This is a genomic window from Sphingomonas sabuli (assembly GCF_014352855.1).
Lineage (GTDB): Bacteria > Pseudomonadota > Alphaproteobacteria > Sphingomonadales > Sphingomonadaceae > Sphingomicrobium > Sphingomicrobium sabuli.
The window spans coordinates 1,306,617-1,325,382 of record NZ_CP060697.1; the positions used below are offsets into that span (position 1 = coordinate 1,306,617).

Sequence of the window (18,766 nt, forward strand, 5' to 3'; positions counted from 1 at the left end):
CTCCTTGATCAATCGAGTTTCAGCCGGACGAACCCCATTGCGCCGACCGGATTGCTCGATCCGTATAGCGGCTTGAGGTCGCCGGGCACGAAATTGACCGACACCAGCGCGCCCGCGCCGAACGAGACATTCTCGGCGATGCGGAAGTCTCGCACCGCGCCGATGCTTGCCTTGCCCACGCGATATGCCTCGCCGTGATGTTCGTCCTCGACCAGCTCGCGGTTCTCGGTGATCTCGCCGCGGCCGAAGAAGGTCCAGCCGCGATGCTTGAGCGACCCTTCGGCGACGAACGCGTCGTCGTACAGCCACTCGTCATGGTCCTGGATGCCCTTGCGGCCCCAGGCGAGCGTCGCCGCCGCCTTCCATTCCGGAGCGATCTGGTCGGCCCACAAGGCGCTGGCCGAAAAGCGCCGCTGGTCGCCTTCCTCAAGTTGCTCGGGCTCCTTGAAATAACCCCAGCTACCCTGCAGCGCGATCGACGGCGTCGGATTGTACGACAACCGCACGGCGGTCGAATCGAGCGGCGCGGTTTCGATGTTCCAGCGATACTGGTCCGGCTCCCGCCCGTTGAACCGGCTGATTTCGATCTTGGCCTTGTCGAGCACCAGCCCGGCCGTCAGCACGCCGAAGCTGATGTGCGTCGAATCCAGCCAGTGATGGCTGATCGGCGCTTCGGGCGAATCCATGATCGCTTCGCGGTGCATGAAGGCGGGCGGGCCGAACGCCGGTTCGCCTGGCAGGCCGCCGTACAGGAACACGCTGCTGTTGGTGCCGATGTTCTGCGACACCGACGCCGACAGCTCCATGAAGAAATCGTGCGGATGCTGGCGGTCGATCAGCAGGTCGACACCGTTGGCGGTCTCGCCGCTGGCCAGCAGCAGCGGATAGCCGCTCTTGCCCATCAGCGGGTCGGGGCTGAGCATGCCCTTGAACTGGACCGTGCCGTTGCCGATCGGCCGCTGGGCCATGCCCATCAGCATGCCGCTGAGGAAGAGCTTGTCGTCGCCGCGGCGGCCCGACTGGTGATCGCCGACGACGTTAAGCACGCCATGGCCCATCAACATCCAGTCGCCGGCCTGGCGCATCACGCCCATATGCTCCGACAGATCCGGCTGCCAGGCGGTGCCGGAAGCCTCGCGGTTCATTGGATAGGGGCCGAGCGCACCCTTGTGCCCGGCCATGTCGTGGCCGCCCGCCATCTGCGAATGATCCATCTGCCCATGGTCCATTTGCGAATGGTCCATCTGCCCGGCCTGCGGCTGTTCCGCCGCCGGCTGGCTGTGGTTCATCTGCGATTGATCCATCTGGCCATGGTCCATCGCCGGCTGCTCGGCGGCCGGGGCCGGTTCGGAAGGCGCCGGCGCCGGAGCCGGCTGCTCCGCCGCGGGCTGGCCGTGGTCCATCTGGCTGTGATCCATCTGGCCATGATCGGCCGCGGGCTCCGCCGCAGGCTGCTCGGCCGGCGGCGCACTGTGATTCTGGTGCTGCGCGGCCGCGGCGGCCGGCAGGCTGGCAAGCGCGATCGCGCTTACGGTCAGGAATATCTTGGTCTTCACGAATTCTCTCCACGCCGTGCGCACGGGGGCGACGGCTTCAAATATTCAGGGACTGGAATCGGGTTGGGACGTCAGGCCAGCCGCGGCGGGGGCGTGGCGATTTCCAGTTCCATTCCCGCCAGCCGGGCAATGGCGGCCGATAGCAGGACCGGTGGCGCGACTGCGTCCGATGCGGTGCGCTCCGGCACGGCAGCGGGCAGCGCGGACGCGCAGGCCATGGTGCATTCGCCGACCATTCCGTCATGATGCGACGGCGCCTGCTGCCCATCGGGGCAATGCTCCGCCATTGCCGCGTGCGATGACGGCGGCGGCGATGCGGCCGTGGCCATGCCGAACGGCATCAGCATCACGGCCAGAAGCGTGAGCAGGCGGATCGCGAGCTTGTGCATCAGACGACCATAGTCCCTCGAAGATGAACGCTCAATCACGGCGCTCGCTGAGGAAACGCATCAACTCGGCCAAAGTCGATTCCATCTGGTCCTGCATCTGGGTGACCAGCTCATTCTCGCGCATGCCGCCATGGTCGAGCGGCTTCGAATAGCTGTCGGAAAAGGCCTTGAGGTCGTCGCGGTCGAACACGCCCTTGGCGACCAGCTTGGCCAGGATCACCAGCAGTCCGTTGGTGTTGGCGATGGTGCCGGCGACCAGCGCCTCGTCGACCATCGTCAGCCGCCGGTCCTCGTCGTCTTCGATCCCGTCGATATCGTCGTCGATGTCAGCCATGCCCCCTATTTCGGGGCGACCGCGCGCGAGGGCAAGGTTTTAGCGACCGCAATAGGGTTTGAGCGCGGCCCACGCTTCGGCTTTCGCGGCCAAGGCTTGCGTGTTGGCCGGGCTCGACGAGGGCAGGTCGATCAGCGTGAGTCCGTTTCCGCCCACCAGTCTGCGGCCGGCGGCGGCCGCGGTCGCGCCGTTGAACGCCACGGCTTCCAGCTGCGGGAAAGTCGCGAAATATTCGGCCAGCGCGTTGTGGCCGGCATCGCGGATCGCCTGGTCCAGGCTGCCGCGGCGGCTCGCGCGGGCAACGACATCCCACAAGCCGATTCGATTCCGCTGCAGGCGTTGGATCCGGTCGGGATAGGCCAGGCCGGCCAGATCCTCGCCGATTACGCCGCCGACCAGCCGCCAGAAATGATTGCGCGGATGGGCGTAATAGGATTGCGCGGCGAGCGATGCGTCGCCCGGCAGGCTGCCGAGGATGAACAGGCGGGCATCGCCTGGCGCCACCGGCGGCAATCCGTGCTTCACCTCCGCCGCCATAAGCTTTGCCTTTGCCTCCAGCGCCGTTAAGTCCTTTCGCCGTGCAGCCCGGCGATATCCGACTTGCCCTGTTTTCAGGCAATTACAATTATGTACGGGACGGCGCCAACCAGGCGCTGAACCGGCTGGTCGACTATCTGTTGCGGCAGGGCGTCCACGTGCGGGTGTATGCGCCCACCGTCGATAAGCCCGCGTTCAAGGCGACCGGCGACCTTGTGTCGATGCCGTCGATGGCGATCTTCTTCCGTCCCGAATATCGCGTGCCGCTGGGCCTGCCCGCGCGGGTCAAACGCGACCTCGAGGAATTCAAGCCCAACGTCGTCCAGATCTCCAGCCCCGACGTCGGCGCACACCGCGCCGTCACCTGGGCGCGCCGGCGCGGCATTCCGGTCATCGGCTCGGTCCACACGCGCTTCGAAACCTATCTCGAATATTATCATCTGCAGCTCTTCGAACCGATGGTCCGGGCCATCCTTCGCCGCCTGTACAGCCGCTGCGACGCCTTGCTCGTCCCCGCCAAGTCGACCGCTGCCGTGCTGCGGGCGCAGCGGATGAACCGCAACATCCACATCTGGAGCCGCGGCGTCGACCGCGACCAGTTCAACCCCGGCCGCCGCGACATGGCCTGGCGCCGTGGGCTCGGCATCGCCGACGACGAACTCGCGGTCGCCTTCCTTGGCCGGCTGGTGCTGGAAAAAGGGCTCGACGTTTTTGCCGCGGTGATCGAGCAGTTGGCGGCGCGCAAGGTCCCGCACCGCCCGCTGGTGATCGGCGAAGGTCCCGCCCGCGACTGGTTCGAAAAGGCGATGCCCGACGGCATTTTCCTCGGCCAGCAAGTGGGCGACGACCTTGGCCGGGCGCTCGCCAGCGGCGACGTCTTCCTCAATCCCTCGCTGACCGAAACCTTCGGCAATGTCACGCTGGAGGCGATGGCCTGCGCGCTGCCGGTCGTCGCCGCGTCGGCCACCGGCGCCACCAACCTGGTGCGTAACGGCAAGACCGGGACCCTGGTCGAACCGGGCGATGTCGAGGCTTTCGCCGACGCGCTAGAGGCCTACGCCCGCGACCCGGACCTGCGCCGCCGGCATGGCGAGGCCGGGCTGGACTTTGCCCGGACGCAGGACTGGGACGACATCAACGCCACCGTCCTCCACGTTTATGAAAGCGTGATCCGCCGCCGAGCCCGCGGCTGAACCAGCGCCCCGGCGCAACGCACCGGTGCAACTTTTCATTGCGGCCCCTATTCAGCAGCCATGGCCGACCTGTTTGCCGACGACGCCCCGCCCGCCCCGCCGCCGGAGCTCCCCGCCAACGCGCCGCTGGCCGACAAGCTGCGGCCGCAGGCGTTGGGCGACGTCGTCGGGCAGGAACATGTGACCGGCCCCGAAGGGGCGATCGGGCGGATGGTCGCGGCGGGCAAGCTCGGCTCGATGATCCTGTGGGGCCCGCCGGGCACCGGGAAGACCAGTATCGCCCGCCTGCTGGCCAATGCGGTCGGCCTGCGCTTCGTCGCCATCTCCGCCGTTTTCTCCGGCGTCGCCGATCTGAAGAAGGTCTTCGCCGAAGCCCGAACGGCGGCCAAGGCCGGCCAGCGCACGCTGCTGTTCGTGGACGAAATCCACCGCTTCAACCGCGCCCAGCAGGACGGCTTCCTGCCGTTCGTCGAGGACGGCACGGTGACCCTCGTCGGCGCGACCACCGAGAACCCCAGCTTCGAGCTGAACGCCGCTCTGCTCTCGCGCTGCCAAGTTCTGATCCTCCATCGGCTTGACGACCGTGCGCTCGGCACGTTGATCGACCGCGCGGAGGCTGAGGTCGGCCGCCCGGTGCCGCTGACCCCGCCGGCCCGCGAAGCGCTGGTCGCAAGCGCCGACGGCGATGGCCGCTTTCTTCTCAACCAGGTCGAAACCCTGTTCGACGTCGAGCTTCAGGAACCGCTCGACCCGGCCGGCATGGCCGCTCTGCTCAACCGCCGCGTGCCGGTCTACGACAAGGACCGCGAGGGCCACTACAACCTCATTTCCGCGCTGCACAAAAGCCTGCGCGGCTCCGATCCGCAGGCCTCGCTCTACTATCTGGCGCGGATGCTGGTGGCGGGCGAAGAGCCGCTCTACGTCATTCGCCGTCTGACCCGCTTCGCGTCCGAAGACATCGGCCTCGCCGACCCGCAGGCGCTGGTTCAATGCCTCGCCGCTAAGGACGCCTACGATTTCCTCGGCTCCCCGGAAGGCGAACTGGCGATCGTACAAGCCTGCCTCTATTGCGCGGTCGCACCCAAATCGAACGCCGCCTACGCCGCGCAAAAAGCAGCCTGGCGCGCCGCGCGGGACACCGGATCGCTGGCCCCGCCGGCCCACATCCTCAATGCCCCGACCAAGCTGATGAAGGACATCGGCCACGGCAAGGGCTACGCCTACGACCATGAAAGCGATGATGCCTTTTCTGGCGCCGATTACTGGCCGGAGGAGATGGAGCGGCAAGAATTCTACCGGCCGACCGATCGCGGCTTCGAAGCGCGCGTGCGCGAACGGCTCGAATTTTGGGATGCGCGGCGCAACGCGCTACAGTCGTCCGGAACGACCAATCAGGGGAGCTGAAACTCATGTACGAGACAGATAGAGCCGGCGATTATTGGCAGGGCCAGCTGATATATTGGGGGCCCAAGGTCCTCATCGCGATCCTGATCCTGGTGGTCACGTGGATCGCCGCACGGGCGGTCAAATGGGCCTTCACCAAGCTGGTCGACCGCATTCCGGCGCTGCGCGAACACGTCACCGGCAAGCCGGACGAGACGGTCGGGCACCAGCTCGGCACCATCGCCAAGCTGATCGTGTGGCTTGTCGGTATCATGGCCGCGCTCAACTATCTTGGCGTCGGCCAGATCCTCGAGCCGGTGAACCGGCTGACGGTCGACATCTTCGAATTCATCCCCCGCCTGATCGGCGCCGGGCTGATCTTCTTCGTCGGCTACATCATCGCCCGCATCGTCCAGCGGCTGCTGGAAACCACGCTGACCGCGGTCAATGTCGACGGGCTGCTGGCCCGCATCGGCGTCGGCGAAACGGCCGGCAGCGTGCGCACGGACACGGACGCCGTCGCTTCCACGCCGGCGGACACCACGACCACGACCGCGCCGCTGACCACCCGCGCCGGCGTCGCCAAGGCGGTGGGCATCGTCGCCTTCGCCTTCGTCATCATCCCGGCCGCGATTGCCGCAATCAACGTGCTTGGCATCGAATCGATTACCGTGCCGGCGACCAACATGCTCAACCAGATGCTGGCCGCCATTCCGCACATCCTTACCGCGGCGCTGTGGCTCGGCATCGCCTATATCGCGGCACGATTCATCAAGACCGTGATCGAAGGCATCCTGCCGCCGACGGGCTTCGACAATGCGGTGCGTTCGGTCGGCATCCTGCCGGCCACGGCAAGCCCGTCGCGGATCGTCGCCAACATCGCCTTCATCGCCATCATGCTCGCGGCCGCGATCGAAGCGGCCAAGACGGTCGGCGGCGGCACTGTCGCCATCTTCCTGGCGCAGATCACCGAACTTGGCGGCAAGGTCATCTTCGGCACTTTGATCATCGTCGCGGGCATCTTCCTGGCGCGGATCATTTCCAACCTCGTCGGCAGTTCGACCGGCGAGGGCGGTTGGGGCCAGACGGTCGTCCGCTACGGCATCATCGCCCTGTTCTCGGCGATCGGGCTGAGCTTCATGGGCCTCGCGGACCAGATCGTGATCCTCGCCTTCGGCCTGATCCTCGGCTCCGCGACGGTCGCGGCCGCCCTGGCCTTCGGGCTTGGCGGCCGCGATGCGGCGGCCCGGCTGCTGGAACGGCATGCCGAAGGCCTGACGCCTCCGCCTGCACCGCGTGCGCCGCGCGCTCCGACCCCGCCGCCGGCAACTACGGCGCCGGACGAAGGCAACCGCCAGCCGCCGCTGGTGTGACGGCAAGCGACGAAGCGGCCCGGCGGCACAAAGTCCGGGCTGCTTCGCTTCGCTGCCAATGAGTGCGCATTTCGAAAGCTTCGTGGCGATCGACTGGTCGGGCGCGAAGGGCAACCGGCACAAGGGCATCGCCATCGCCGAAGCGCGGGTGGGCCGTTCCCCGCCCCGCTTGGTTCGCCCGGGTCACGTCTGGTCGCGGACGGAAGGGCTCGACTGGCTGCTGCGCAAGGCAGCAACCGACGCCACCCTGTTCGGCTTCGATTTCAGCTTCGCGCCCCCGTTCATCGAACGCGGCGCCTACCTTCCCGGCGAAAGCGGCGTGCCTGAGACGGCACGGGAATTCTGGGCCTATGTCGACGACCGCAGTGCGGATCCCGACCTTGGCGCGGCGAGCTTCCTCGAGCAGGTGCACCGGCCGCATTTCTATTTCGGGATCGCCGACGGGGTGAAGGCCGACTTCGTCCGCTTCCGCCAGTGCGATCAGCAGCTCAATCGCCAGGGCGGGCGCAAGTCCGCCAGCGCCTATGACGCGATCGGTGCGGCCCAGGTGGCCAAGGCCAGCTTCTCCGGTATGCGGCTGCTCCACGCCCTCGACGGCAAGGTGGCGATCTTCCCGATGGACCCGATGCCTGAACACGGCAGCGCGGTGTGCGAGATCTACACCCGCATCTACATCCGCCGTGCGGGCCTCACCGGCACCAAGATCCGCACGCGAAAGCAGCTCAATGCCGCGCTCGCCGGCCTCGACAGCAAGCCCGCGCGGCTCAGCTTCGAACCCGATGACCACCAGACCGATGCGCTGGTCACCGCGGCGGGGATGCGCCAGCTGGCGCGAACCGAACCGCGCGCCTTCGCACCCGCCGGCCTGACGCCGCTCATCGCCCGCACCGAAGGCTGGACGTTCGGCATCCTGTGATCCAAATGCGCGGCGGCGCGCCGGATTAGCTCAGTTGGTAGAGCAGCGGTTTTGTAAACCGAAGGTCGCGGGTTCGAATCCTGCATCCGGCACCATCCTCGCGCGGCGGGTGCCTTTAAGGGCCTTCCGACCTAGTCGAGCCGGCGGATATAGCCTTCCGCGCTGGCCACTTTCAGCCCTAGTCGGCGGATCGAGACATCATTGTCTGCGGACGTCCAGCTGGCATTGGGCGCCATCCACTGGTCGACCGAAAGGTTGCCCTTCATCTTGAACTTGAAATGGTACCGGTTGCCGACCTTTTCGATGTGCACCGGTCCCACCGCCTCGGTCATCGTCCCAGTATAGCGGCCGGGGCCGGTGGGCCGGATGGTCCAGCGCCGCACCTTGGTCGGCTCGCCGCTGCGTTCGACCCGCTGCACCAGTTCGAGCGTGCCGTCGCCGCGGATTTTGCCGGTGCCCATCGCGCGCGTCTTGTATGGCTTCTTGAGCATGATCTTGACGGTGCTGACGCTCTCCGTCCTGCCCTCGAAGAACTTGAGCGGGTCCTCGCTGGAACTGCTGGTCGCATGGACCGGCAAGGAGAAGACGGCGACGGCAGACGCACCAAGCGCAATACAACGCGACAGGCTCATGATTCGGACACTCCCCAGTATCGAACCGGGAAAACGTCCGTCGGTGCGAATCTATCCCCCGCGGACGCAATCCGCGCGACCGGCCGCTTTTCCACAGGCTTTTGCACCGATCCGTCCCCGGATTTCGTGTTTCGGGGACTCGACCTTCGGGCCGGCATTGCTATTTTGAAACTGTGCTTCAGACCTTCGGGTCCAAAGCATGGGAACCCCGCCGGGTCAAACCGGCGGGGTTTACCGCATCTGGGGTCCGAGAAAGGGCGTCAGACCTCGACCTCCACCCACATCGGCGCATGATCGCTGGTCTTGTCCCAACCGCGCGGGGTCCGGTCCACGCCTGCGGCCTTGAGGCCCTTGGCCAGCGCCGGGCTGAGCAAGGCATGGTCGATGCGGATGCCGGCATCGCGCGCGAACGAATTCCGCCAGTAATGCCAGAAGGTGTAGATGCGCTCGTCCGGATGCAGCTTGCGGATGGCGTCGGTCCATCCCTGCGCGACCAGCTCGGCATAAGCCTGCTTTGCTTCAGGGGCGAACAGCGCGTCCTTCTTCCAATTCTCCGGCTTGTAGACGTCCTCGTCGGTGGGGATGACGTTATAGTCGCCGATCAGGATCGCGGGCGCCTTGCTGTCGAGCAGATCCTGCGCATGCGCCTGCAGCCTTTCGAGCCAGGCCAGCTTGTAATCGAACTTGGGCCCCGGCCACGGATTGCCGTTGGGCGCATACATGTTGCCGACCAGCACGCCGCAGACCGCTGCCTCGATATACCGGCTCTGGTTGCGATCGGGATCGCCGGGCAGGCCGCGGCGCGTCTCGACGGGTTCGCCGACGCGGCTGAGCAACGCCACCCCGTTCCAGCTTTTCTGCCCGTGCCAGATGACGTCGTAGCCGGCGGCGCGGATCTCGCTTGCGGGAAACTTCTCGTCGGTGGTCTTCAATTCTTGCAGACCGACCACGTCGGGTTCGAATTCTTCCAGCCAGCGCAGCAGGATCGGCAGGCGGCTGGTCACCCCGTTGATATTGTAGCTGGCGATTCGCAGCCGCTTCTTGCCCTTGGCCATAAGCGGGAAACACGCGGCGCGCGGCTTTTGTTCGAGTCGCCGCCGAGTCGCGCGACAATCCACCGGCTTTTCCACAGGATCATCCCCGGAAATCGCGATTTCGTGCCTGCAATCGGACTCGACTCCGGCGCCCATGGCGCTATTTTGAAACTGTACTTCAGGTCTTCGGACCAGAAGTATGGGAACCCCGCCGGGTCAAACCGGCGGGGTTTACCTTTTCCGGCTCCCGAAAATTCGCGACGCCACAGTTGGTCGGCCCGTGCGCTGGCCAACGTGAGCCGCCGCGACCGGTCCGGCAGCGGATATTTGTTGCCGTTGGCGCAATTGAACAGCAGCACCTGCTCGTCCTTTCCGACCAGCCCGCGGTCCAGCGCCTTGCGCCATCCCGCCACCACCGCTCCGCCTTCCGGGCACAACAACATGCCGTCGTCGCGCGCGACGTCTTCCACGCCGGCGACGATCGCCTCTTCCTCGACCGCGATCGCCGCGCCTCCGCTCTCCCGCACCGCGCGCAGAATCAGGAAGTCGCCGACCGCCGCCGGCACGCGGATGCCGGTGGCGACCGTCGCCGCGCCTTCCCAGCGTTCGGCGAATTCCTCGCCCGCCTCGAACGCGCGCACCATCGGCGCACAACCGGCGGCCTGGATCGCGTACATCCGCGGCCGCTCCGGCCCGATCAGGCCGGCCGCTTCCAGCTCGTCGAACGCCTTCCACATGCCGATCAACCCGGTGCCGCCGCCGGTCGGATAGAAGATCGCATCGGGCAGGCGCCAGCCAAGCTGCTCCGCCAGCTCCAGCCCCATCACCTTCTTGCCCTCGATCCGGTACGGCTCCTTCAGCGTCGAACAATCGAACCAGCGACCTTCCGCGGCACCTTCGCGCACCAGCCGCCCGCACTCGTCGATCTGCCCGTCCGCGACCCACACCGTCGCGCCGTAGGCCGCGGTCTCGCGTACGTTGATCTCCGGCGTTTCTGCGGGACAGATGACCAGCGTTTCCATCCCCGCTCGCGCGCCATAGGCCGCCAGCGCCGCCCCCGCATTGCCGTTGGTCGGCAACGCCATGCGCGTAATTCCGAAATGGCGCGCCATGCTCACCGCCATCGCCAGGCCGCGCGCCTTGAACGACCCGGTCGGCAAACGTCCTTCGTCCTTGACCAGCAGGCTGCGTGCGCCAGCCCTGCGCGCGGTTTCCCGCAAGTCCAGGATCGGCGTGACCGGCTCGCCCAGCGACACCGGCTCCGCGCCCTCGGGAAGCGGCAGCAGCTCGCGCCATTTCCACATGTCGGCCGCCCGTCCGGCCAGCGTCTCGCGACTTATTTGCCGGGCGACCGCATCGAGGTCGTAGCGGACCAGCAAGGGCTTGCCTGCCGCGCTCAGATTGTGGGGCCGGCCGGCATTGTAGCGTTCGCCGGTCAGCGAGCATTCGAGATGGGTGACGTTCATCGCCCGGCCCTAGCGGTGCGCCCGCTTGCAGCCAAATCGCTGCTCGCCCATTTCCCCGTGGCGGATGGACATTTCCCCTGCAGTAGGTGAACGAGACGCACGATGGCGATGGACCTGTATCAGAAGCTCGGGCTGAGCCGCGGGGCAAGCGAGGCCGAGATCAAGAAGGCCTATCGCAGCCTCGCCAAGCAGCTTCATCCCGACCGCAACACCGACAACCCCAAGGCGGCGGAGCGGTTCGCCGACGTCACCCGCGCCTACGACCTGCTCAGCGACAAGGACAAGCGCGCCCGTTACGACCGCGGCGAGATCGACGAAGAGGGCAACCCCAAGATGCCGTTCGGGGGCGGCTTCGGCGGCGGCGGGGCAGGTCCACGCCCGGGCGGGCCCGGCGGGTTCGAAGGTTACCAGACCAATTTCGGCGGCGACACTGCCGACCTCAGCGACTTGTTCGAAGGCCTGTTCGGCGGCGCGGCCGCCGGCGGCCGGGGTGGACGCGGCGGCTTTGGCGGCTTTCGCCAGCGCGCCCAACCGCCGCAGAAGGGCGCGAACGTCGCCTATCGGCTGAAAGTGTCGTTCACCGACGCCGCGACCATGGCGCCGCAACGGATCACGCTTGGCGACGGCAAGACCATCGACCTGAAATTGCCCAAGGGGGTCGAGGATGGCACCAAGATCCGCCTTGCCGGCAAGGGCGAACCCGGGCCGGCCGGCAACGGCGACGCCCTCGTCACCATCTCCATCGGCACCCACCCCTTCTACACCCGCGAAGGCAATGACATTCGCTTGCGGCTGCCGGTCACGCTCAAGGAAGCGGTGCTCGGCGCCAAGGTAAAGGTGCCGACGCCGGAAGGCCCGGTGATGATGACGGTGCCCAAGGGCAGCGCGTCGGGCCGTGTCCTGCGGCTGAAGAACCGCGGCTTCACCGGCAAGTCGGGAACGCGCGGCGATCAGCTGGTGACGGTCGAAATCGACATTCCTGCCGGCGATGCCGAGCTCGAGGCCTTTGCCGAAAGCTGGGACGGCGGCGGCAATCCGCGCTCGAGCCTCGGCGTTTGAAACTGTCGACGAGCGCGTAGAAGGGGAGCGCGATGCGGGACATCTCCCCACTTTCCCCTGAACAACGGCGCAAGCGGCTGGCCCGGGCCAGCGCGGCCTTCGGCCCCGCCGTCGCCCGTCGCCTCAAACCGCGTCATTACATCTGGGAAGTGATCAAGCGGATCGCGGTCGGCGCCTATAACGACGGCTTCATCCACGCCGGCAACCTTGCCTACCTCTCGCTGCTGGCGCTGTTCCCGTTCATCATCCTTGCCGCGGCGATCACCCAGTTGTTCGGGCACGGCAACGACGCGCAACTGGCGGTCGCCAGCATCCTGGCGCGCCTGCCGCAAAGCGTCGCTTCGACCCTGCGGGACCCGATCCAGGAAGTGCTCGACGCGCGCACCGGCGTGCTGCTGTGGCTGGGCGGACTGGTCGGGCTGTGGACCGCGACCAGCTTCACCGAGACCATCCGCGACATCCTGCGCCGGGCTTATGGCGTGCGCTATTCCGCGCCGTTCTGGGAATATCGGCTGATCTCGATCATCCTTATCCTCGGCTCGGTGATGCTGCTGATGATCGCCTTCGCGATGACCGTGGCGCTAAGCTCGATCCGGCACGCCATCTTCGCCTGGTTTCCCTGGGCGCAGGATGTCGCCTCGACCCTTGGCATCTACCGCATCGTGCCCGGGCTGACGCTGTTCTTCACTTTCTATTCGCTGTTCTGGGTGCTGACCCCGACTCGCTACCGCCGCCGCGGATGCCGGATCTGGCCGGGGGCGCTGACCGTGACCGCCTGGTGGCTGCTGACGGTCGAACTGCTGCCCGCAGCGCTCGGGCTGCTGGGTGGGTACAACCTGACCTACGGCAGCCTCGCCGGGGTGATGATCGCGCTGATCTTCTTCTTCGTCGTCGGGCTGGGCGTGGTGATCGGGGCCGAACTCAACGCCGCTCTGGCAGAAACCGGCGCGACTGCATTAAAGGGCGAAGTGTATCGCGGGCCGTTCAAGGACGAGCTCGAAGTCGAGGAACCGCAGCCGGGCGAGGACGTCGCGGTTGAGCTTAAGGGGGAAGAGCTTTGAGCGGATTGATGCAAGGCAAGCGCGGGCTGATCATGGGGCTTGCCAACGACCGGTCGCTGGCCTGGGGCATTGCCAAGGCGCTCGCCGATGCCGGCGCCGAACTGGCCTTTTCCTATCAGGGCGAGGCGCTGGAGAAGCGGGTTCGCCCGCTGGCCGAACAGCTTGGGTCCGATACGCTGATCGACTGCGACGTCAGTTCGACGGAAGCGCTGGATGCGGCGTTTGCCCAGCTCAAGGACAAGTGGGGAACGCTCGACTTCCTCGTTCACGCGATCGGATTTTCCGACAAGAACGAATTGCGCGGCAAGTTCGTCGACACCACGCTCGACAACTTCCTTCTGACGATGAACATCTCGGTCTACAGCTTCGTCGCGGTGACCCAGCGCGCGAAGGCGATGATGAACCCGGGCGGATCGGTCCTGACGCTCAGCTATTACGGCGCGGAAAAGGTCATTCCCCATTACAACGTGATGGGCGTCGCCAAGGCGGGGCTGGAAGCCAGCGTCAAATATCTGGCGATGGACCTTGGGCCGGAAGGCTTTCGCGTCAACGCCATCTCCGCCGGACCGATCAAGACGCTTGCCGCCAGCGGTATCGGCGACTTCCGCTACATCATGAAGTGGAACGAATATAACGCCCCGCTGCGCCGCAACGTGACGATCGAGGATGTCGGCGGCGCGGCGCTCTACCTGCTGTCCGACCTGGCCAGCGGCGTGACCGGCGAGATTCACCACGTCGACGCCGGCTACAACGTCGTCGGCATGAAGGCGGAAGACGCGCCGGACATCGCCACCGTCTAGGCGCTGGCGCGTCTCCACCAGCTGCGCTTGACCGGGCCGGACTTCAGCACCGTCTTGCGGAACAGCCGCGCGGAAATGACGATGACGATACCGATCCACAGGATCTGCCAGGCGATGGCCAGCGCGTGCGGCCACAACGCCGGTTCTTCCGCCGCATAAGCGACCATCACGAGCGGCGACGACAACGGGAAGATCGCGCCGGCAATGGCCAGCGTCGACCCGACCGAACCGACCGCCAGCGCGGCAAAACCGAACACCAGGATCTGCGCCACCGAAGCCGGCATCGACAAGGTCTGCACCTCGCGCGGGCTCGACGCTTGCGCGCCGATGCTGAGGAAGACCGAGCCGAGCAGCAAATAGTTCATCGAGAAGTAGATGGCGATGAACAGCAGGAACATGGCTGGTCCGACCGCTGGCGTCGGCAGCGACCCGGTCCCGCCGGGGGCGAGCAGCGACACCGCCGCCGCGCCCGCCGTCACCCACACGATCAGCCCGACGATGGACGCCGCGAGCATGGCGAACAGCTTGCCCAGGAAGATCGCCTCGATCGGTACGGCCGCAGCGACGACCTCGATGATCTTGTTTGATTTCTCCTCGATCAGCTGGGACAGCATCATCGTCGCCAGGATGAGCGTCAGGAAGAACAGGATGGTCTGGCCCATCTGCGCGGTGATCGCGCGCGACCGGCTTTCCGAACCGGTGGAGCTGGCGGTCGCGCGAACCGCGACGGGCGGCGCTGAAGGCGGCGGCGCTCGGGCGCTTTCGACCATCGCCCGCACCTGCCCGGCGATGGTCCCGTTGGGCTCCATGGTGCCGGTCAGCCGCGGTTGCGCCAGCCCGCCGGTCAGTACCGCGACGACCGGCTGCGATTTGGACGCCAGCAAGTCGCGCTGCTGGGCATCCGGCGGCCCCGCCGGCTCGGCCCGGACCAGTTCGACCATCGGCCGTTCCCCGAATGCGGATTGCAGCCGGTCGCGCGCCCCGTCCAACCGCGCGAAGTCGGCGGCGGAAGCGACCACCGCGACGCGCGGCTGTGCCGCTTGGGTCGCGACGCGGGCGCCGATCCCGCCGAACAGCACGCCGATCACTACCGGGAACAGCGGCGTCAGCAGGAAGAAGATGAACGTCTTGGAAAAGACCGTCGCGGTGAAATCGCGGCGGCCGATCACCCAGGCGGCTTTGAGCAGGCGGGTCATTGCGGCACCTCCTGCTTCATCGCGGCGGCCGCGGCATCGCCGGCAATGGCGACGAAGGCGTCGTGCAGGCCCGGCCGCTCGATTGCCAGCGTTTCAATTCCCGCGCCGCCGTCGATCAGCGCCCTCAACAGCGGCTCCGGCCCGCTTTCGGGCAGTTCGAATTCCCAGTCCCTGCCGCTCGTGCGGGTACCGGCGGGGATGGCGGACCGCCACGGCCCATCGGCGTTGCGGGTGCGCAGGCGGACGATCGGGCGCAATTTGGCCCGTGCATCGTCGACCGCTCCTTCGAACGCGACCTTGCCCTTGGCGATGATGGCGATGCGTTCGCACAGGCGCTCGGCATGGGCGATAACGTGGGTCGAAAAGATCACCGTCGCCCCTTCGCGCGCCTTGGTCCGGATCATCTCTTCAAGCCGCGCCTGGTTGATCGCGTCGAGCCCGGAAAAGGGTTCGTCCAGAACAATCAGCCGTGGCTGGTGGACGATGGTGCCAAGCAATTGCACGGTCTGCGCCATGCCTTTGGACAAGGTGCGGATCGGCTTGCGCGCCCATTCGCCAAGCCCATGTTCGGCAAGCAGCGCATCGGCACGGCGGCGGCCTTCGGGCAGCGACAGCCCGCGCAGGGCGCCCATGAAGGCAATCGCCTCCCGGCAGTGCATCGCGGGATACAGGCCGCGCTCCTCCGGCAGATAGCCGATTTGCGGCGCGGCATCGATCGGTCGGTCATGTCCAAGCACCACGCGCGACCCGCTGGACGGATCGATGATCCCCAACAGCATGCGCAACGTCGTCGTCTTACCCGCGCCATTGGGCCCAAGCAGGCCGTAGATCGTGCCCCGCGGGACAGCCAGGCTGACGCCGTCGACCGCCCGAGTGTCTCCGAAATCCTTGATCAGTCCGATGGCGCGAATCGCGGTGTCGGCCCTGTCGGCCGCCGCCGGACCCTGCCCGCTCAACCCGTCCATCCGTTACCCCTGCGCCCCTATCCCGCCACTGTGCACATGCTCGTAATAGCGGTGCAAGCCCAAGCGACTCATAAAGAATTGACATTCCTTACAGTATGTCCATACCCGTGAGTATGTTTCTGCCGGGGTGCGTTGCGTGACAGGTGCTGCTGCTTCTCTTCCATCGCTCAGGGCCATGCACGCGCCGTTGCGGGCGTTGGTGACCGGTGCGGCCAGCGGCGCGGGCGCTGCCTGCGCCTATGCGCTCGCGGATCGCGGCGTCGACCTCGTGCTGGTCGATTGCGACGCGGAGCCGCTGCGGCTGGTCGCCGAGGCAACCGGTGCGCAGGCCCTTGTCGTCGATGTATCCGCGAAGCGCGCCGTGGCGGGGATGGCGATCGAGGTGCTGCGCCAGTCGCCGCCGCACCTGCTGATCAACGCGGCCGGTGCAGGCTATGTGCGCGTCCTTGGCATGCTGACGGTCAGTGACGCGTTCGTCGGCGACATGGTTGCCGCCGGCGACCGCCGCTTCATCGTCAACCTCACCGCCAAGCCGGCGCCTACCCGCTTTTCGCAGCCCTTCTCCTATGCGGCGTCGCCGGTTGCGTTCGCCCAGCTGTCGGCCGCGCTCAGCGCACGGACGGACGGCACTGAAGTGAATGTCATCTCGGTCAATTGCGAAACCAGTGATTCTGCTGCGAACGACCTGGTCGACGTTCTCTGCCGCGAAGCGGGCGCGTCGCGCGGGACAGACATGCGGCTCGCGGGCTGATTAATAAATCGGTTACCGGGACTGCGTAAACGGAACTTGCATCCTTGGCCAAATCGAACATACTGTATGGTATGGCAGATACTTCGGCGGAGGCGGTGGAGCCCCAGAGAAAAAGCCGCAAGCAGGTCAGCGAGGAGACGCGCCTCGCCATCATCGACGCTGCCCACCGCGTGTTTCGCCGCGCCGGCTATAATGGCTCCAGTCTCGACGATATCGCTGCCGCCGCCGGCTTCACCAAGGGCGCGGTCTATTGGCACTTCGCCAACAAGCAGGCGCTGTTCCTTTCGCTGATTGCGGAGTCCGTCCGCAGCAACCTCGAATTCCTGTCCGGCATCGTCGCCTTGGAGGCCGAACCGGAACGGATGACGGCGGAACTGGCCAAATGGATCGACCGCATCGACGCGACCGAATCCCTGCCCTCGCTCGGGGTCGAAATGGAAATCGAGGCGCGCCGCAATCCGCGCCTGCGCGAACTTCATCAGCAACAGGTGCTCGCTCACGAACAGGCGATGGCCGCCATTCTCGAGCGCTATTTCCGCGGCATCGGCAAGCCCCCGCCTATGCCGATGGAAGAGCTGACCGGGACCATCATCACGGTCATCAAGGGCTTCGCGCTGGCTCGCCAGAACCGGCCCGGCACGCCGATCACTTCGGCCCGGCTGCTGCGCATGCTGATGCTGATGGACGACAAGGCCTAGGCCCAGCCGCGGCCGCGCTTGTGCTACAGGCGCCGCGTGATGCCCTTGCTCAAGGACAGGATTCGGGAACAGGCGCGCGACCTCGGCTTCGTCGCGTGCGGCTTTGCGACCGCCGACGGCCATGACGCGCAAGGCGCCGACCTGATGCGATTTCTTGGCGAGGGACGCCACGGCACGATGGATTGGCTCGAGGCGCGTGCGCACCAGCGCATCGCGCCGACCGCCTTATGGCCCGAGGCCCGCTCGGTCATCGCGCTGGGGATGAGCTACGCACCCGACAGCGATCCGCTTGCCCTCGCCGCCGCGCCGTCCGCCGGGCGCATCTCGGTCTATGCGCAGGGCGGCGACTATCACAAGACGGTCAAGAAAAGGCTCAAGGCGCTCGCCCGCTGGCTGGTCGAAACCGAAGGCGGCGAATTGAAGGTGTTCGTCGACACCGCGCCGGTGATGGAAAAGCCGCTGGCCGCGGCCGCGGGGATCGGCTGGCCGGGCAAGCACACCAACCTCGTCAGCCGTGACCATGGCAGCTGGCTGTTCCTCGGCATCATCCTGACCAGTCTCGACATTCCGCCCGACGATCCGGCGCGCGACACCTGCGGGACCTGCACCCGCTGCCTCGCCGCCTGCCCCACCGACGCGTTCGACGGCCCGCGGCGGATCGATGCGCGCAAGTGCATTTCGTACCTGACGATCGAACATGACGGCCCCATCCCGGAGCAATTTCGCCGCGCCATCGGCAATCGCATTTACGGCTGCGACGATTGCCTGGCGGTGTGCCCGTGGAACCGCTTCGCCGACGCCGCCGCCGCCAACCGGGCCTTCCTCCCGCGCGAGGAATTGAAGGCGCCGCGCCTGACCGACCTGCTGGCGCTGGACGATGCCGCCTTTCGCGCCCGCTTTGCCGGGTCGCCGATCAAGCGCATCGGCGTGAAGCGGATGATCCGCAACTGTCTGGTCGCGGCGGGCAACAGCGGCGATGCCACGCTGATTCCCGCGGTGCGCGCCCATCTCGGCGATGACGATCCGGTGGTCGGCGACGCCGCGCGCTGGGCGCTGGCCGAGCTTCAGGGCGCGTCGAGCGAGCCCACGCACAGCGCCTGATCGATGTCGGCTAGCGCGCGCGTGCGCGTGTCGACATAGGTCACGCGCATCGGCGCATTGCCGACGCCGGGATAGAAATAGGCGTCGAGCACGCATAGCCGGCTGCGATATTGCAGCTTCAGGCTGGTGCCTTCGCGCACCTGCAACGCCGGCGTGCCCCAGCGCCGCACCAGTTCCTCGATCGTCCGGCCGATGATCTCGCCGCGCGTATGTTCGGATTGCGGGACCGCCACGCTGGGCGTTTCCGGACGCGGCGCGCGGCCGCAGGCGGCCAGTGCAAGGACGAGCGAAGCAATCAGCAGGCGACGCATGCCGATGTGAT

The 18,766-nt window shown here is 66.7% G+C and carries 19 protein-coding genes, 1 tRNA gene and 1 pseudogene; 11 read left to right on the forward strand and 10 right to left on the reverse strand.

From position 1 onward, the window contains the following. Window positions 1–8: 8 nt before the first annotated feature. From H8M03_RS06535 to H8M03_RS06550, 4 genes are all read right to left on the reverse strand, one after another. The gene (locus tag H8M03_RS06535; RefSeq protein ID WP_187478686.1) at window positions 9–1,556 is read right to left on the reverse strand and encodes a hypothetical protein; all 1,548 of its coding nucleotides are present in this window, start codon (window positions 1,554–1,556) and stop codon (window positions 9–11) included. 71 nt (window positions 1,557–1,627) lie between these two features. After that, complete coding sequence (locus H8M03_RS06540) at window positions 1,628–1,945, reverse strand: hypothetical protein (protein ID WP_187478687.1); 318 nt, start codon at window positions 1,943–1,945, stop codon at window positions 1,628–1,630. 31 nt (window positions 1,946–1,976) lie between these two features. Then, on the reverse strand, window positions 1,977–2,279 hold the full coding sequence (locus H8M03_RS06545; RefSeq protein WP_187478688.1) for a hypothetical protein: 303 nt from the start codon (window positions 2,277–2,279) through the stop codon (window positions 1,977–1,979). Between the two features lie 39 nt (window positions 2,280–2,318). After that, window positions 2,319–2,816 (reverse strand): DNA-deoxyinosine glycosylase, encoded by a 498-nt coding sequence (locus tag H8M03_RS06550; RefSeq protein ID WP_187478689.1) that lies wholly within the window; start codon window positions 2,814–2,816, stop codon window positions 2,319–2,321. A 41-nt stretch (window positions 2,817–2,857) separates the two neighbouring features. Here H8M03_RS06550 and H8M03_RS06555 point away from each other — a divergent pair, with 41 nt between their 5' ends. The 5 genes from H8M03_RS06555 to H8M03_RS06575 all read left to right on the forward strand — a co-directional run bounded on the left by H8M03_RS06555 (window position 2,858) and on the right by H8M03_RS06575 (window position 7,776). Continuing rightward, window positions 2,858–4,009, forward strand: coding sequence for a glycosyltransferase family 4 protein (locus H8M03_RS06555; RefSeq protein WP_187478690.1), 1,152 nt, complete (start codon window positions 2,858–2,860; stop codon window positions 4,007–4,009). Window positions 4,010–4,069: 60 nt separating this feature from the next. Next, a complete protein-coding gene (locus tag H8M03_RS06560; RefSeq protein ID WP_187478691.1) occupies window positions 4,070–5,413 on the forward strand; it encodes a replication-associated recombination protein A in 1,344 nt (447 codons plus the stop codon). 5 nt (window positions 5,414–5,418) lie between these two features. Further along, the gene (locus tag H8M03_RS06565; protein WP_187478692.1) at window positions 5,419–6,765 is read left to right on the forward strand and encodes a mechanosensitive ion channel; all 1,347 of its coding nucleotides are present in this window, start codon (window positions 5,419–5,421) and stop codon (window positions 6,763–6,765) included. Between the two features lie 58 nt (window positions 6,766–6,823). After that, window positions 6,824–7,681: a hypothetical protein gene (locus H8M03_RS06570; protein ID WP_187478693.1), complete on the forward strand. Its 858-nt coding sequence runs from the start codon at window positions 6,824–6,826 to the stop codon at window positions 7,679–7,681. A 19-nt stretch (window positions 7,682–7,700) separates the two neighbouring features. Then, window positions 7,701–7,776 (forward strand) — tRNA-Thr (locus H8M03_RS06575). Between the two features lie 36 nt (window positions 7,777–7,812). Here the strand turns inward: H8M03_RS06575 and H8M03_RS06580 are convergent. From H8M03_RS06580 to H8M03_RS06590, 3 genes and pseudogenes are all read right to left on the reverse strand, one after another. Further along, on the reverse strand, window positions 7,813–8,313 hold the full coding sequence (locus H8M03_RS06580) for a DUF3833 family protein (protein WP_187478694.1): 501 nt from the start codon (window positions 8,311–8,313) through the stop codon (window positions 7,813–7,815). 260 nt (window positions 8,314–8,573) lie between these two features. After that, window positions 8,574–9,347: an exodeoxyribonuclease III gene (xth, locus tag H8M03_RS06585; RefSeq protein ID WP_187480974.1), complete on the reverse strand. Its 774-nt coding sequence runs from the start codon at window positions 9,345–9,347 to the stop codon at window positions 8,574–8,576. A 311-nt stretch (window positions 9,348–9,658) separates the two neighbouring features. Then, window positions 9,659–10,813 (reverse strand): annotated as a pseudogene (locus tag H8M03_RS06590) (threonine synthase); the annotation flags it as partial. A 102-nt stretch (window positions 10,814–10,915) separates the two neighbouring features. On the opposite strand from H8M03_RS06590, the gene H8M03_RS06595 reads away from it, so the two are divergent. The 3 genes from H8M03_RS06595 to fabI are packed head-to-tail and all read left to right on the forward strand — an operon-like array spanning window position 10,916 to window position 13,733. Beyond that, window positions 10,916–11,872, forward strand: coding sequence for a DnaJ C-terminal domain-containing protein (locus tag H8M03_RS06595; RefSeq protein WP_246448762.1), 957 nt, complete (start codon window positions 10,916–10,918; stop codon window positions 11,870–11,872). A gap of 32 nt (window positions 11,873–11,904) precedes the next feature. Then, on the forward strand, window positions 11,905–12,933 hold the full coding sequence (locus H8M03_RS06600; RefSeq protein ID WP_187478696.1) for a YihY/virulence factor BrkB family protein: 1,029 nt from the start codon (window positions 11,905–11,907) through the stop codon (window positions 12,931–12,933). Continuing rightward, on the forward strand, window positions 12,930–13,733 hold the full coding sequence (fabI, locus tag H8M03_RS06605; RefSeq protein ID WP_281399827.1) for an enoyl-ACP reductase FabI: 804 nt from the start codon (window positions 12,930–12,932) through the stop codon (window positions 13,731–13,733). The genes H8M03_RS06600 and fabI overlap by 4 nt, the downstream gene beginning before the upstream one ends. Here fabI and H8M03_RS06610 read toward each other — a convergent pair. Continuing rightward, window positions 13,730–14,929 carry an ABC transporter permease gene (locus tag H8M03_RS06610; protein WP_187478698.1) on the reverse strand — a complete coding sequence of 400 codons (1,200 nt, stop codon included), beginning with the start codon at window positions 14,927–14,929 and terminating at the stop codon, window positions 13,730–13,732. The two genes, fabI and H8M03_RS06610, sit on opposite strands and share 4 nt — an antisense overlap. Beyond that, window positions 14,926–15,894: an ABC transporter ATP-binding protein gene (locus tag H8M03_RS06615; RefSeq protein ID WP_187478699.1), complete on the reverse strand. Its 969-nt coding sequence runs from the start codon at window positions 15,892–15,894 to the stop codon at window positions 14,926–14,928. Before H8M03_RS06615 ends, H8M03_RS06610 begins: the two co-directional genes overlap by 4 nt. A gap of 175 nt (window positions 15,895–16,069) precedes the next feature. Here H8M03_RS06615 and H8M03_RS06620 point away from each other — a divergent pair, with 175 nt between their 5' ends. From H8M03_RS06620 to queG, 3 genes are all read left to right on the forward strand, one after another. After that, on the forward strand, window positions 16,070–16,645 hold the full coding sequence (locus H8M03_RS06620; protein ID WP_187478700.1) for an SDR family NAD(P)-dependent oxidoreductase: 576 nt from the start codon (window positions 16,070–16,072) through the stop codon (window positions 16,643–16,645). Window positions 16,646–16,716: 71 nt separating this feature from the next. Beyond that, on the forward strand, window positions 16,717–17,343 hold the full coding sequence (locus tag H8M03_RS06625; RefSeq protein WP_187478701.1) for a TetR/AcrR family transcriptional regulator: 627 nt from the start codon (window positions 16,717–16,719) through the stop codon (window positions 17,341–17,343). 39 nt (window positions 17,344–17,382) lie between these two features. Then, the gene (queG, locus tag H8M03_RS06630; protein WP_187478702.1) at window positions 17,383–18,444 is read left to right on the forward strand and encodes a tRNA epoxyqueuosine(34) reductase QueG; all 1,062 of its coding nucleotides are present in this window, start codon (window positions 17,383–17,385) and stop codon (window positions 18,442–18,444) included. On the opposite strand, the gene H8M03_RS06635 is transcribed toward queG, so the two are convergent. Then, entirely contained in the window at window positions 18,408–18,755 is a 348-nt protein-coding gene (locus tag H8M03_RS06635) for a hypothetical protein (RefSeq protein ID WP_187478703.1), read from the reverse strand. The two genes, queG and H8M03_RS06635, sit on opposite strands and share 37 nt — an antisense overlap. Between the last annotated feature and the right edge of the window lie 11 nt (window positions 18,756–18,766).

Coding starts and splice junctions, on each gene's coding strand:
- H8M03_RS06540 (WP_187478687.1), bottom strand. CDS start 1,945: ATGCACAAGCTCGCGATCCGCCTGCTCACGCTTCTGGCCGTGATGCTG.
- H8M03_RS06545 (WP_187478688.1), bottom strand. CDS start 2,279: ATGGCTGACATCGACGACGATATCGACGGGATCGAAGACGACGAGGAC.
- H8M03_RS06550 (WP_187478689.1), bottom strand. CDS start 2,816: ATGGCGGCGGAGGTGAAGCACGGATTGCCGCCGGTGGCGCCAGGCGAT.
- H8M03_RS06560 (WP_187478691.1), top strand. CDS start 4,070: ATGGCCGACCTGTTTGCCGACGACGCCCCGCCCGCCCCGCCGCCGGAG.
- H8M03_RS06565 (WP_187478692.1), top strand. CDS start 5,419: ATGTACGAGACAGATAGAGCCGGCGATTATTGGCAGGGCCAGCTGATA.
- H8M03_RS06570 (WP_187478693.1), top strand. CDS start 6,824: ATGAGTGCGCATTTCGAAAGCTTCGTGGCGATCGACTGGTCGGGCGCG.
- H8M03_RS06580 (WP_187478694.1), bottom strand. CDS start 8,313: ATGAGCCTGTCGCGTTGTATTGCGCTTGGTGCGTCTGCCGTCGCCGTC.
- H8M03_RS06595 (WP_246448762.1), top strand. CDS start 10,916: ATGGCGATGGACCTGTATCAGAAGCTCGGGCTGAGCCGCGGGGCAAGC.
- H8M03_RS06600 (WP_187478696.1), top strand. CDS start 11,905: ATGCGGGACATCTCCCCACTTTCCCCTGAACAACGGCGCAAGCGGCTG.
- H8M03_RS06610 (WP_187478698.1), bottom strand. CDS start 14,929: ATGACCCGCCTGCTCAAAGCCGCCTGGGTGATCGGCCGCCGCGATTTC.
- H8M03_RS06615 (WP_187478699.1), bottom strand. CDS start 15,894: ATGGACGGGTTGAGCGGGCAGGGTCCGGCGGCGGCCGACAGGGCCGAC.
- H8M03_RS06620 (WP_187478700.1), top strand. CDS start 16,070: ATGCACGCGCCGTTGCGGGCGTTGGTGACCGGTGCGGCCAGCGGCGCG.
- H8M03_RS06625 (WP_187478701.1), top strand. CDS start 16,717: ATGGCAGATACTTCGGCGGAGGCGGTGGAGCCCCAGAGAAAAAGCCGC.
- queG (WP_187478702.1), top strand. CDS start 17,383: ATGCCCTTGCTCAAGGACAGGATTCGGGAACAGGCGCGCGACCTCGGC.
- H8M03_RS06635 (WP_187478703.1), bottom strand. CDS start 18,755: ATGCGTCGCCTGCTGATTGCTTCGCTCGTCCTTGCACTGGCCGCCTGC.